Below are 13,367 nucleotides of genomic sequence, written 5' to 3' on the forward strand. Positions count from 1 at the left end.
CCATGCGCATCGAAGCCCGCCCGTTACCTGCCACCTTGCCTAACCTGGGCGACTTGCCACCCTTGCTCACCCGCTTGTATGCCGCCCGTGGCGTGCAGTCGGCGCTGGAGTTGGATAAGGGCCTGGCCAAGCTCATTCCCTATCAGCAACTGATGGGCATCGATGCCGCCGTGGCGTTGCTGGTGCAGGCGCTGGAGCAGCGTCAACGCATTCTGATCGTCGGCGACTTCGACGCCGACGGCGCCACCGCCAGCACCGTCGGCGTGCTCGGCTTGCGGGCGCTGGGCGCGGCCCATGTCGATTACCTGGTGCCCAACCGCTTTGAATACGGCTACGGCCTGACCCCGGAAATTGTCGCCGTCGCCCTGGAGCGCGAGCCGCAATTGTTGCTGACGGTGGACAACGGCATTTCCAGCGTCGAAGGCGTGGCGGCGGCCAAGGCGGCCGGGCTGAACGTGCTGGTCACCGACCACCATTTGCCCGGCCCCGAATTGCCCGCGGCCGACGCCATCGTCAATCCCAACCAGCACGGCTGCACCTTCCCCAGCAAAGCGTTGGCCGGCGTTGGTGTGATTTTCTACGTGCTGCTGGCCCTGCGCGCCAAGCTGCGTGAGTTGGACTGGTTTACCCGCGCCGGCATCAAAGAGCCGAACCTGGCCGAGTTGCTTGACTTGGTCGCCCTGGGCAGCGTGGCCGACGTGGTGCCGCTGGACGCCAACAACCGCATTCTGGTGCACCAAGGCCTCGCCCGGATTCGCGCAGGCCGTGCGCGCCCAGGTTTGCGCGCCGTGCTCGAAGTGGCCGGGCGGCCGGCCGAGCGCATCACCTCCACCGACCTGGGGTTTACTTCTCGGCCCACGTCTGAACGCTGCCGGCCGCTTGGACGACATGAGCCTGGGTATCGAATGCCTGCTGTGCGAAGACGAAGCCCTGGCGCGCGATATGGCCGTGCAACTCGACCAACTCAACCAAGACCGCAAAGCCATCGAACAAGGCATGCAGCGCGAAGCGTTGGCCCAGCTCAAAGACCTGCCGCTGGACACCCTGCCGTTTGGCCTGTGCCTGTTCGAAGCAGACTGGCACCAAGGGGTGATCGGCATCCTCGCCTCGCGCCTGAAAGAGCGCTATCACCGGCCCACCATCGCCTTTGCCGATGCCGGCGATGGCGTGCTCAAAGGCTCGGCGCGTTCGGTGCCGGGTTTTCACATTCGCGATGCACTGGATGCCGTGGCCGCCAAAAAGCCTGGCCTGATCAGCAAGTTCGGCGGTCACGCCATGGCCGCCGGGCTGTCGCTACCGCAAGAAAATTTCCCCGCATTTGCCGCCGCCTTCGACACCGAAGTGCGCCGCCACCTGCAAGAAGATGACCTCACCGGCCGGCTGCTGTCAGACGGCGCGCTGGCCGTGGAAGAGTTCCACCTGGAACTGGCCCGCGCCCTGCGCAACGCCGGACCGTGGGGGCAACACTTCCCCGAGCCGCTGTTTCACGGCGTGTTTCAAGTGGTGCAGCAACGGGTGGTTGGCGAGCGGCATTTGAAAGTGGTGCTCAAAAGCGAGTGCGGCTCGGTGCAGCTGGACGGCATCGCGTTTGGCGTTGACCGTGAGGTGTGGCCGAACCCCACCGTGCGCTGGGTGGAGTTGGCTTACAAGCTGGACGTTAACGAGTATCGCGGGCAGGAGACGGTGCAGTTGATGATTGCGCATATTGCTGCGCGGTAGGGGGGTTGGCAGGCGACGGTCGGGGTTGGTTCGACGTGCAGCGTATTCCTGCAAGATACTGGATCCCCGCGTTCGCGAGGATGACGGTGGTTTGGGTAATAACACCGTCATTCCCCCGAAAGCGGCGGTTCGACGACTCGAAATCCAGAGTGGCCCGCCGTGCGCAGCCGCATGGCCCAAAGCGGATCGAGTGTCGGACAGAAACCTGTTACTCCGGCTTCCCATCCAACGGCTTCACATGCGCCAACTCTTCCTCATCCAGCCCATAGCCCTCGCCGATATCCGCCTCATCGACAATGCTCAAATCCCAATCTGCCGCCACGCTGCCGCCTGGCTCGTTGGGTGAGCGGGCGCCGGTTTCGTCGATCAGGGTTTCCGGGCTCAGGTCGTCCATGCTGACGCCGTCTTCGTTCTCACCAATGCCGAGGGTTTCGCCGCCGCTCTGGCCGGCTTCACGCACGCGCTTGGCCGGCTGCTCACGGGCGATTTCTTCCGGGGATTTAAGGTCGCCCACTTGGCCGCTGCGCTCATCATTGCGGGCGTCGAAGTCCAACTGCTCGATGGAACCCATGCGGTCTTCGATGTCGTCGATTTCCTGCGGGACGTAGCGTTTTTGCGTGCTCATAGCCGTTCCTTCAATCAGAGGTAACTGAAAGGGTGGACCGGCGTCGGCGGCAGATGGTTCAGGCTAGTTGACTGGCAGCGGCCCTAGCGCAGGGCCAGCATCGCGGCTTTTTTATAGAACATGGCCGAGTCGGCTTTGGACATCAGCTCGTCCAGCTGTTCGCCCGCTTGCGGATAAATCGCCACGCCCAGGCTGCACGAAACACTCAATTCGCGGCCCTGCCAGAGCATGGGCTGGGCGATGGCGTGGGAAATCTGTTCAGTGAGACGGTAGATGTCATCGGCGTCGTGCACGCCGTCAAGCAGCACCACAAACTCGTCGCCGCCCATGCGCGCGGCCATGTCGGCCTCGCGAATGTTGGCGCTGATGGCTTGCGCCGCGTGCACCAGAATCGCATCGCCGGCCTGGTGGCCGTAGGAGTCGTTAATTTCTTTGAATTTGTTCAGGTCCAGGTAACACAGGGCCAAACGCTCGTCGTTGCGCTTGGCGGTCAGCAGCTTCTGTGTGGCATACGGAATAAAGCTGTTGCGGTTCGGCAGCCCCGTGAGCGAGTCATGAAACGCCAGGGCGCGCACTTCTTCCTCGGCCACGATGCGCCGGGCAATCTCGCGCTGCAGTCGACGCTGGCTGCTGAGCAGAATCAGCACCACCACCAGAATCGCGGCGCAGCCAATGCTGATGAGCATGATGATGGTGCGCAGCCGTTCCACCAGTTGCGGCGGGTTGGGGTCGTAAAGAAAGCCGTCCAGGCGGCTCATGCTCGGCACCATGTTCTGTTCTTTGAACGCTTCGGCCATGCGCAGCCAGCGGCCGGGGTTCATGTGGCCGATGTCCACCAGGTCGGGAAGAATCAGGCCGCGCATCGCCTGCGCTTCGAACTTAAGGTGTTCGCGGGTTTTGTTCACCTGATACTTGGTCAGCAGCAGATCGATGATTTCGTCCGGGTGATCCATCGCGTACCGCCAGCCGCGCAAGGTGGCGCGGCGAAACGCGGCCACGCGGTTAGGGTTGTCGGTGGCTTCGGCCTCGGTGGTGAACAGAATGTCGCTGTAGAAATCGATGCCGTAGGTGGCCGGCGACAGCACCGTGTAAGCCACGTTGTGCTGTTGCAGGTAAAACGGCTCGTTGGTGAGGTACGAATTGAACGCCTGCACCTTGCCGCTCACCAGGTCGTTGACGTCGTAACTGCTTGGCTGCAAATCGAGGCTGGCGGGGTCGATGCCTTCGCGGCTGAACATGGTGAGAAAGTCGGCATCGGTTTGCGCGTTCATCAGCATCACGCGCTTGCCGACCAGGTCGTGCACCGTGTGAATGCCGGCATCCGAGCGGGCCAGCAGCACCGAAGGCGAATGCTGAAAAATAGCCGCCAGCGCCACCAGCGGTTTGCCGTTCAAACGCTCGAACAGCAATTCGCTGTTGGACTCGCCATACAGCGCCCGCCCGGCCAGCACTTCTTCGACCGGCGTTTTGCCCGGCGCACCCTCATGCAGGCGCACGTCGAAGCCTTCCTCACGGTAATAACCCTGGGCGATGGCGGCGTAATAACCGGCGAATTGGAATTGGTGTTTCCAGCGCAGCTGAAAATCGATGGTCTGCAAATGTGCCGGCGGCGGCACGGCAGCCTGGCTGCTTTGACTGGCAAACCACGGCAAAAACAGCACCAGCAGCCAGAACGGCCGTCGTGTTGAACGCTGAGAAGGGATTGGCCGACCTTGGCGCGAAATCGAGTGTGGCATGGCATCTTCCATGAGCAGCGGTCACTGCCGGCTGCTCCGAGCTGACGGTGGGTGCCTTCGCCGCATCATGCCTCTTGTATTACGAGGCGCGCAATCGCGCGCACCTCGTAAGCACAAACATCCTGCCACGCTGGGCCCGGCGTGAACCGGGCATTAGCGGTTTTACTTGTTGAGTTTCCAGGCATCGCCGGCCGGCGCAGTGCCATGTTCGTACGGCTTGCGCAGCACCATGTAAATCACGCCCAGGCCAATCACGATGGCGGTGGACAACGGCATGCCGTAGTTCACGTACCAGGCCGCATCCGGCGAGCGCGGCCAGGCCATGTTGATAATCGCCAGCACGCCGTACACCAGCGCGCCGATATTCACCAACATGCCCCAGCCGCCGAGGGTGAATGCACCGCTGGGTTTCCAGCCGCGCAGACGGGCAAACAGCGCGCCGCTGACGATCATCTGGAACGCCAGGTAAATGCCGATGGCGGCAAAGCTGACGATGGTGGCGATGGCGTCTTGCAGCACAAAACCCAGGCAGATAACGATGGCCGGCAACACGCCGCACACCAGCAAGGCCGTGGTCGGTACGTGGGTGGTAGGCGAGAGTTTTTTCAGCAAGCTGCTGCCGATGATCATTTCGTCACGGGCATACGAGTACAGCAGGCGACTGGCCGCCGCTTGCAGACTCAGCACGCAGGAGATGAACGACACCATCACCACCGCCATCACCACTTTCGAGCCCGTGGCGCCGAAGGCGTTGTTGAGGATGGTGTTGACCGGGTCGGCGTCGGTGCCGTTGATGACGGCGGCCATATCCGGCACCGCCAGAATCAGCGCCAGGCAGGCAAACATTGCCGCGATACCGCCGACATAAATGGTCATGCGCATGGCCTTGGGAATGCTCTTGCTCGGGTTCGGTGTTTCCTCGGCCACGTCGCCGCAGGCCTCGAAGCCGTAGTACAGGAACATGCCCGCCAGCGAGGCAGTGAGGAAGGCCGGCAGGTAAGAGCCGTCGATGCTGATTTCGAACGTGTTGAACAACACGCTGAACGGCTGATGACGTTCGAAAATCAGCAAGTAGATGCCCACCACCAACGCGCCCAGCAGTTCACAGATAAAGCCGAACATGGCGATGCGCGCCAGCACCTTGGTGCCGCTGAGGTTGACCACCGTGGCGATGACCGTCAGCACCAGGGCGATGCCGATGTTGGTGTTATTGCTCGGCTCGAAGCCGAGCATGGCCGCCATGTACGGCCCGGCGCCCACCGCCACGGCGGCGATGGTCACCACCAATGCCCAGGCGTACACCCAGCCGACCATCCACGCCCAGCGCTTGCCCACCAACCGGCGTGCCCATGGATAGACGCCGCCGGAAATCGGGAACTGCGACACCACTTCGCCAAACACCAGGCACACCAGCATTTGCCCCAGGCCGACCAGCAAATAGGCCCAGAACATCGGCGGGCCGCCGGCTGCCAGGCACAGGCCAAACAGGGTGTACACGCCCACCACGGGCGACAGGTAGGTAAAGCCCAGCGCGAAGTTTTCGGTCACGCTCATGCTGCGTTTGAAGTTGGACGTATAGCCCAGCGCGCGTAATTGCTCCGCGTCGCTGTCGGCGAATTGATCGCTCATTTTTAGTGCTCCTCGAAAGTGATGGCAGCTATTTATTTATGTGCCCGGTTGGGCTGTCGTTATTGGCATTGCGCACCCGCAAACGGCCACGGCTCACCACCGCTGCTGCGCACGTCAGCAACGGCCGGGACGGTGAAAAGTGGAGGTAAAACCTTGCAAAGACCTTTGTAGGAGAGGCTTTAGCCTCGATGCGCTTGGCCGCGTTATGTCGGGCCAATCGAGGCTGAAGCCTCTCCTGCAGGCTTTCCTTAATGTTTGAACATCACATGCCGCACGGTGGTGTAGTCCTCCAGGCCGTACATCGACATGTCTTTGCCGTAGCCCGACAGCTTCTGGCCGCCGTGGGGCATTTCGCTGACCAGCATGAAATGCGTGTTCACCCAGGTGCAGCCGTATTGCAGGCGGGCGGCAAAGCGGTGGGCGCGGCCGACGTCCTGGGTCCACACGGAGGAGGCCAGGCCGTAGTCCGAATCGTTGGCCCAGGCCAGGGCTTGGGCTTCGTCGCTGAACTCGGTGACCGACACAACGGGGCCGAATATTTCGCGGCGCACCACTTCGTCATCCTGCAACGCGCCGGCCAGCACGGTCGGTTCGAAGAAGAAGCCAGGCCCGTCGACCTTCTTGCCGCCGGTAAGCACTTTGATATGGGGAATGGCGCGGGCACGCTCAACGAAACCGGCTACGCGGTCCAGATGCTGCTGCGTGATCAGCGGGCCAAGCTCGGTACTGTCGTCATCCTGCACGCCGTATTTGATGGTGCTCACGGCTTCGGCCAGCTTGGTCACGAATTTTTCGTAGATGCCTTTTTGCGCGTAGATGCGGCAGGCGGCGGTGCAGTCTTGTCCGGCGTTGTAGAAGCCGAAGGTGCGGATGCCTTCCACGGCGGCGTCGATATCGGCGTCATCGAAAATCACCACCGGCGCCTTGCCGCCCAATTCCATGTGCATGCGCTTCACGGTGTCGGCGGTGCTGGCGATGATGTTGCTGCCCGTCGCCACCGAACCAGTCAGCGACACCATGCGCACTTTCGGGTGACCGGTCAGCGGCGCGCCCACGCTCGGGCCACGGCCGAACACCACGTTGAGCACGCCAGCGGGGAAGATGTCGGCCGCCAGTTCGGCCAGGCGCAAGGCGGTCAGCGGCGTTTGCTCGGACGGCTTGAGCACCACCGTGTTGCCTGCGGCCAGGGCCGGGCCGAGCTTCCAGGCGGCCATCATCAGCGGGTAGTTCCACGGCGCGATGGAGGCGACCACGCCGACCGGATCGCGGCGAATCATCGAGGTATGGCCTGGCAGGTATTCACCAGCGGCCGAGCCACCCATCACGCGGCTGGCGCCGGCGAAGAAGCGGAACACATCGGCAATTGCCGGCAGCTCGTCATTCAGCGCGGCGTTATAGGGCTTGCCGCAGTTTTGTGATTCGAGGCGCGCCAGTTCTTCGGCGTTGGCGTCGATCACATCGGCGAGCTTGAGCAGCAGCAGCGAACGGTCTTTCGGCGCGGTTTGCGACCAGCTGTCGAACGCTGCGTCGGCGGCGCGTACAGCGGCGTCCACCTGGGCTTCGCTGGCCTCGTTGATGCTCACCAGCTCGGTGCCCAGCGAGGGATTTAATACCGCTTGCGCGGCGCCTTCACCGGCGACCAGTTGGCCGTTGATCAGCAGTTTGGTTTGCATGGCTAATTCCCCTTTTTCAGGTCTGTGTAAGGACCTACAGCCCCCACGTTCGCTTTTATTTCCCGCCGCTACCGGCCACGCTTTCTCCACTTTTGGTGAGGTAATACGCGCCCAGAATCGGCAGCATGGTCACCAGCATCACGAGCATGGCGACCACGTTGGTCACCGGCACGTCGCGCGGGCGGCTGAGTTGGTTGAGCAGCCACAGCGGCAAGGTGCGTTCGTGGCCAGCGGTAAAGGTGGTGACGATGATTTCGTCGAACGACAGCGCAAACGCCAACATGCCGCCGGCCAGTAACGCCGAGCTGAGGTTCGGCAAAATGATGTAGCGGAACGTCTGCCAGCCGTCGGCGCCCAGGTCCATCGAGGCTTCGATCAGGCTGTGGGAGGTGCGGCGGAAACGGGCGATCACGTTGTTGTAAACAATCACCACGCAGAACGTCGCGTGGCCCACCACGATGGTGAAAATGCCGGGCTCGATGCCGAAGGCTTTGAACGCCGTCAGCAGCGCCAAGCCGGTCACGATGCCGGGCAGGGCGATGGGCAAAATCAGCATCAGCGACACGCCTTCCTTGCCGAAGAAATCGCGGCGGTACAGCGCGGCGGCGGCGAGGGTGCCGAGCACCATGGCGATCAGCGTGGCCAGGCAGGCGATCTGCGCGCTCAGCTTGATCGCCTCCAGCACATCCGGCCGCGCGAAGGCGACGCTGAACCAGTGCAGCGTGAAGCCCTGCGGCGGAAAGCTGAACGCCGACTGCTCGGTGTTGAAGGCGTACATAAAGATGATCAGGATCGGGAAGTGCAAAAACACCAACCCGCCCCAGGCCGCCATTTTCAGCGGCAGCGAAGCTGAAGAATCCAGAGCGCATCGAAAGCCCCCAATCGTTTAACGATGGACAGGTACACGGCGATCAACACGATCGGCACCAAAGTGAACGCGGCGGCCATCGGCATGTTGCCGATCGAACCTTGCTGGGTATAAACCATGTTGCCGATAAACAACCCGGGCGGGCCCACCAGCTGCGGCACGATGAAATCGCCCAGGGTGAGGCTGAAGGTGAAGATCGAACCGGCAGCAATGCCCGGCACCGACAGCGGCAGAATCACCTGCATAAAGGTTTGCGAAGGGCGCGCGCCAAGGTCGGCCGAGGCCTGCAACAGTGACGGCGGCAGCCGCTCCAGCGAGGCCTGAATCGGCAGAATCATGAACGGCAGCCAGATGTACACAAACACCAGAAAGCGGCCCAGCTGCGAGGTCGACAAGGTGCTGCCGCCAATGCCCGGAATGCCCAGAATGAATTGCAACACCGGCCCCAGATGCAATTGCTCCACGAACCATTGCGCCACGCCGCCCTTGGCCAGCAGCAGCGTCCAGGCGTAGGCCTTGACGATGTAACTGGCCCACATCGGCAGCATCACCGCGATGTAAAAGAACGCCTTGGTTTTGCCCGTGGTGTAGCGCGCCATGTAATAGGCGATGGGAAAGGCCAGCGCAGCGCTGGCCAGCGACACGGCAATGGCCATAGTCACGGTGCGCAGAATGATGTCGTAGTTGGCCGGCTCGAACAGCGCGGCCAGGTTGGCCCAGGTCAGGTCGGGCGTGGCGGCCATGGCCATTTCGTCGTAGGTGTACACGCCCTGCCAAAGAAAGGTCAGCAGCGGGGCGAAATAGATCACGCCGAACCACAGCAGCGGCGGTATCAGCAGCATCGCCAGATACAGATTGGGCTTGCGGTACAGCAGGTTCGACAACCCGTGCAGCAGCCCGCCGGAGCGGCGCGCAGTCAGGGGCGTAGCGAGGGCGCTCATGTCAGCGAGCCTCCCCGTCAACGAGCGCCACCATGGCCTCGCGGGCCCAGCGCACGCTCACTTGCTGCCCGGGCTGAAACGCCGGTGCGCTCTGTTGCCACTGATTATTGGCTTGGGTCACGCTGAGGTTCTGGCCGTTTTCCAGCCGTACTTCAAAGCGCGTGGCGGCGCCTTGGTACTGCACGTCGTGAAGCAAACCGGTGACGAGCACCTCGGTGGCGTTAGCATCAGAGCCAGCGGCCTCTTGCAGACGGATGTGTTCCGGGCGAATCGAGAAGGGCGCGGCGCTGCCCGTCAGCAGTTGCGCCAACTCGCCGCGCAGCACATTCGAGGTGCCGACGAACTCGGCCACAAATGGCGTGGCCGGTTTCATATAGAGATTGCGCGGGGTGTCGACCTGCTCGATGCGGCCCTTGTTGAACACCGCCACGCGGTCGGACATCGACAGCGCTTCAGTCTGGTCGTGGGTGACGAAAATAAAGGTGATGCCGAGCTGGCGCTGCAGCTTCTTCAGCTCGCTTTGCATCTGCTCGCGCAGCTTCAAATCCAGCGCGCCGAGGGGTTCGTCCAGCAGCAATACGCGCGGCCGATTAACCAGCGCGCGGGCCAAGGCCACACGCTGCCGTTGCCCGCCCGACAACTGCACCGGCTTGCGCTCGCCATAACCGGCCAGCGCCACCATGCCCAACGCTTCTTCGGCACGGTTCAAGCGCTCGCTTTTGCCGACGCCTTTAACCTTCAAACCGTAGGCCACGTTGTCGCGCACGTTCATATGGGGAAACAGGGCGTAATCCTGAAACACCGTATTTACATCGCGCTGGTACGGCGCCAGGCCCACGGCCTCGACGCCATGAATGCGAATGGAGCCCATGCTCGGCTGCTCGAAACCGGCAATCAGCCGCAAGCACGTGGTCTTGCCCGAGCCGGAGGGGCCGAGCATGGAAAAGAACTCACCGTCCTGAATGTCGATGGACACACGGTCCACAGCCTTGACGTCGCCGAACACGCGGGACACATCGGTGAATTGCACAGCAGGGGTCATAGCGGGGAACTCCAAGGTAAAAGCCACCTGCCGCGCAGGGCCGGTGCGGAACACAACGCAGATTGATCAGGTAAACGGCTGTTTGTAGGAGCGGCTTTAGCCGCGATGCTTTAAACGATCAACAGCATCGCGGCTAAAGCCGCTCCCACAGACGTTCGTGTGCTTTGGATTCTCAGTCAGAGGCGTAGCGAGCGGACCGCAGTCGTGTCCGGCCAGCGCGCAGGAACCGCAGCGTACTCAAGTACGTGAGGATTCCGAGCACTGCCCGGGCGCGACTGCGGTTCGCGCAGTAGCCGGCCAGGAGGATTACCTACCGCCCATGATCGAAATAAAATCCTGCGTCCATTTGGAATACGGAACACACGAATCCTGCGTCTTGCACTTGGCCTGCGGGGTCTTCCAGAAGGCGATCTTGTCGAACTGGTCGTAGCCGTTCACCGCACAGCCTTCAGCACCCAGCAACTCGCTGGATTTGCACGCCACCGGCACCGCTGGCACCGAGCCGAACCAGGCGGCCAGGTCGCCTTGTACTTTCGGTTCCAGCGACCAGTTCATCCACTTGTAAGCGCAGTTCGGGTGCTTGGCTTCGGCGTGCAACATGGTGGTGTCGGCCCAGCCGGTCACGCCTTCTTTCGGGAACACGGTGGCAATCGGCTGACCTTCGCCTTTCAGCGCGTTGGCTTGATACGGCCAGGCGCTGGAGGCCACAACGCCTTCGTTTTTGAAGTCGCTCATTTGCACGGTGGTGTCGTGCCAGTAGCGGTGGATCAGCTCGTGCTGTTTGCGCAGCACGTCGAGCACGGCCTTGTACTGGGTTTCGTTGAGTTCGTAAGGGTCGTTGATCTTCAGTTCAGGCTTGGCGTTTTTCAGGTACAGCGCAGCGTCAGCGATGTAGATCGGGCCGTCGTAGGCTTGCACGCGGCCTTTGTTCGGCTTGCCGTCGGGCAGGTCTTGGGCCTCGAACAACACGCTCCAGCTGTCCGGCGCTTTCTTGAACACGTTGGTGTTGTACATCAGCACGTTCGGGCCCCATTGGTAGGGCGCGCCGTAGGTTTTGCCGTCGACCACGTACCACGGCGCGTCTTTGAGGCGGCCGTCGATGGTTTTCCAATTGGGGATCAATTCCGGGTTGATCGGCTGTACGCGCTTGCCGTAGATCAGGCGCAGCGAAGCATCGCCCGAGGCGGTGACCAGGTCGTAGCCGCCCTTGGTCATGAGGCTGACCATTTCGTCCGAGGTGGCAGCGGTTTTCACGTTCACTTTGCAGCCGCTGTCTTTCTCGAACTGGGTCACCCAGTCGTAGTTCTTGTCGGTCTCGCCGCGTTCGATGTAACCAGGCCAGGCGATGATATCGAGCGCGCCTTCGCCAGCACCGACAGCCTTCAGCGTTTCAGCCGCTTGCAGGCTGGCGCTGGCCAGCAGGGCGGTGGTCAGCGCACTTAATAAAGCGGTTTTTTTCACGAACATTTAGGTATCCCTCTTCTCTGTTTTATTGGGGCAGTTGAACGTCGTGTAACGGGACTTCTTGTTATGTAACCGCACGGTCTAGGCCGGGCTGGAAGGGCTTGCGTAAATCGTCAATCGGTCAGTTGGCCGTGGCGCGCCATGATGTGACGCACCACGGTGTAATCCTCCAGCGAGTCGCTGGACAAATCCTTGCCGTAACCCGAGCGTTTCAGCCCGCCGTGGGGCATTTCGCTGACCAGCAAGAAGTGGCTGTTGATCCAGGTGCAGCCGTACTGCAAACGGGCGGCGACCTGCATGGCTTTGTCGAGGTTTTGCGTCCACACCGAAGAGGCCAGGCCGTATTCGGAGTCATTGGCCCAGTCCACCGCCTGGCTCAATTCGTCGAAGCGGGTCACGGTGACCACCGGGCCAAACACTTCGCGCTGAACAATTTCGTCGCTCTGTTTGCAGCCGGCCAGCAGCGTCGGCTGGTAGTAAAAGCCGGGGCCGGAATGCACGGCGGCGCCGGTCACGCGTTCGATGTGCGGCTGGCCCAGCGCACGCTCGACAAAACTGGCCACGCGGTCGCGCTGGCGCGCGCTGATCAGCGGGCCGATTTCGTTGTCGGCATCACGCTTGCGGGCAAAGCGCAGGCTGCTCACCGCGTCGCCCAGTTCGGCTACCAGGCGGTCGTGAATGCCGGCTTGCGCATAGATGCGGCAAGCGGCGGTGCAGTCCTGGCCAGCGTTGTAATAGCCATAGGTGCGAACGCCGTCGACCACGGCTTTCAGGTCGGCGTCGTTGCACACAATCACCGGCGCTTTGCCGCCCAACTCCAGATGCGTGCGCTTCACGCTTTTGGCGGCGGCCTGAAGAATTTTCTGGCCGGTGACGATATCGCCCGTGAGCGACACCATGCGCACCTTCGGGTGGCTGACCAAATGGCTGCCGACGCTCTCGCCGCCGCCACAAATAATGTTGATCACGCCCGGCGGCAGCAGCTCGGCGAGCACCGGTGCCAGGCTCAAAATCGACAACGGCGTGTGTTCGGACGGCTTGAACACCAGCGTGTTGCCAGCCGCCAGCGCCGGGGCGATTTTCCAGGCGGCCATCATCAGCGGGTAATTCCAGGGCGCAATTGAGGCAACCACGCCAATGGGATCGCGACGCACCATGCTGGTGTAGCCCGGCAGGTATTCGCCGGCCAGTTGCCCGGTCTGGCAACGCACGGCACCGGCGAAAAAGCGGAATACGTCGACGGCAGCGGTCAGGTCGTCCTGGCGCGCCAGATGCTGCGGCTTGCCGCAGTTCAACGCCTCCAACTGCGCCAATTGGTCAGCACGCTGCTCGATGGCATCGGCAATCTTCAGCAAGATGACGGAGCGCTGTTGCGGCGTGGTGCGGGCCCAGCCAGTGGAGGCGCGGTGGGCGGCATGGATGGCGGCTTCGACCTGGTCGGTTGAAGCTTCGGCAATACGAATGAGGGTTTCGCCGGAGGCGGGATTCAGAATCGGCTCGACAAAGCCTTCGCCAGTCACGAGCTGGCCGTCGATCAGCAGGGCGCTGCAAAAAGTCGCGGAGGGGGCGGCACCGGCCATCGAGTTCGCTCACTGTTGTTGTTTTCTAAAGCGCCAGCCGCTTTCGCGAGAGCTGAAACGCTTTGATACGAATGGCAACAGAGACTAGTG

The 13,367-nt window shown here is 62.2% G+C and carries 9 protein-coding genes and 1 pseudogene; 1 reads left to right on the forward strand and 9 read right to left on the reverse strand.

Going from position 1 to position 13,367, the window contains the following annotated elements; genetic code table 11:
• The first annotated feature begins 2 nt into the window (after window positions 1–2).
• Window positions 3–1,719 (forward strand): annotated as a pseudogene (gene recJ / locus ACZZZP_RS04160) (single-stranded-DNA-specific exonuclease RecJ).
• A 208-nt stretch (window positions 1,720–1,927) separates the two neighbouring features.
• On the opposite strand, the gene ACZZZP_RS04165 reads toward recJ, so the two are convergent.
• From ACZZZP_RS04165 to ACZZZP_RS04205, 9 genes are all read right to left on the reverse strand, one after another.
• Window positions 1,928–2,344 carry a phosphotransferase system, HPr-related protein gene (locus ACZZZP_RS04165; protein WP_463381892.1) on the reverse strand — a complete coding sequence of 139 codons (417 nt, stop codon included), beginning with the start codon at window positions 2,342–2,344 and terminating at the stop codon, window positions 1,928–1,930.
• Between the two features lie 83 nt (window positions 2,345–2,427).
• The gene (locus ACZZZP_RS04170; RefSeq protein ID WP_463381893.1) at window positions 2,428–4,080 is read right to left on the reverse strand and encodes an ABC transporter substrate-binding protein; all 1,653 of its coding nucleotides are present in this window, start codon (window positions 4,078–4,080) and stop codon (window positions 2,428–2,430) included.
• 162 nt (window positions 4,081–4,242) lie between these two features.
• Window positions 4,243–5,709, reverse strand: a complete 1,467-nt coding sequence (locus ACZZZP_RS04175; RefSeq protein WP_463381894.1) for an APC family permease — start codon at window positions 5,707–5,709, stop codon at window positions 4,243–4,245.
• Window positions 5,710–5,957: 248 nt separating this feature from the next.
• Complete coding sequence (locus tag ACZZZP_RS04180; protein WP_122451995.1) at window positions 5,958–7,382, reverse strand: gamma-aminobutyraldehyde dehydrogenase; 1,425 nt, start codon at window positions 7,380–7,382, stop codon at window positions 5,958–5,960.
• A 55-nt stretch (window positions 7,383–7,437) separates the two neighbouring features.
• The gene (locus tag ACZZZP_RS04185) at window positions 7,438–8,214 is read right to left on the reverse strand and encodes an ABC transporter permease (protein WP_463536290.1); all 777 of its coding nucleotides are present in this window, start codon (window positions 8,212–8,214) and stop codon (window positions 7,438–7,440) included.
• Window positions 8,215–8,216: 2 nt separating this feature from the next.
• Window positions 8,217–9,191 (reverse strand): ABC transporter permease, encoded by a 975-nt coding sequence (locus ACZZZP_RS04190; RefSeq protein ID WP_463536291.1) that lies wholly within the window; start codon window positions 9,189–9,191, stop codon window positions 8,217–8,219.
• A 1-nt stretch (window position 9,192) separates the two neighbouring features.
• Complete coding sequence (locus ACZZZP_RS04195; protein WP_122492744.1) at window positions 9,193–10,233, reverse strand: ABC transporter ATP-binding protein; 1,041 nt, start codon at window positions 10,231–10,233, stop codon at window positions 9,193–9,195.
• A gap of 306 nt (window positions 10,234–10,539) precedes the next feature.
• Window positions 10,540–11,700: a putative ABC transporter substrate-binding protein YdcS gene (gene ydcS, locus ACZZZP_RS04200; protein WP_122492743.1), complete on the reverse strand. Its 1,161-nt coding sequence runs from the start codon at window positions 11,698–11,700 to the stop codon at window positions 10,540–10,542.
• Between the two features lie 110 nt (window positions 11,701–11,810).
• Window positions 11,811–13,277: a gamma-aminobutyraldehyde dehydrogenase gene (locus tag ACZZZP_RS04205; RefSeq protein ID WP_463381896.1), complete on the reverse strand. Its 1,467-nt coding sequence runs from the start codon at window positions 13,275–13,277 to the stop codon at window positions 11,811–11,813.
• Between the last annotated feature and the right edge of the window lie 90 nt (window positions 13,278–13,367).

The sequence above is a fragment of the Pseudomonas sp. AC211 genome, from assembly GCF_979258055.1.

Coding starts and splice junctions, on each gene's coding strand:
- ACZZZP_RS04170 (WP_463381893.1), bottom strand. CDS start 4,080: ATGCCACACTCGATTTCGCGCCAAGGTCGGCCAATCCCTTCTCAGCGT.
- ACZZZP_RS04205 (WP_463381896.1), bottom strand. CDS start 13,277: ATGGCCGGTGCCGCCCCCTCCGCGACTTTTTGCAGCGCCCTGCTGATC.
- ACZZZP_RS04185 (WP_463536290.1), bottom strand. CDS start 8,214: ATGGCGGCCTGGGGCGGGTTGGTGTTTTTGCACTTCCCGATCCTGATC.
- ACZZZP_RS04175 (WP_463381894.1), bottom strand. CDS start 5,709: ATGAGCGATCAATTCGCCGACAGCGACGCGGAGCAATTACGCGCGCTG.
- ydcS (WP_122492743.1), bottom strand. CDS start 11,700: ATGTTCGTGAAAAAAACCGCTTTATTAAGTGCGCTGACCACCGCCCTG.
- ACZZZP_RS04195 (WP_122492744.1), bottom strand. CDS start 10,233: ATGACCCCTGCTGTGCAATTCACCGATGTGTCCCGCGTGTTCGGCGAC.
- ACZZZP_RS04180 (WP_122451995.1), bottom strand. CDS start 7,382: ATGCAAACCAAACTGCTGATCAACGGCCAACTGGTCGCCGGTGAAGGC.
- ACZZZP_RS04190 (WP_463536291.1), bottom strand. CDS start 9,191: ATGAGCGCCCTCGCTACGCCCCTGACTGCGCGCCGCTCCGGCGGGCTG.
- ACZZZP_RS04165 (WP_463381892.1), bottom strand. CDS start 2,344: ATGAGCACGCAAAAACGCTACGTCCCGCAGGAAATCGACGACATCGAA.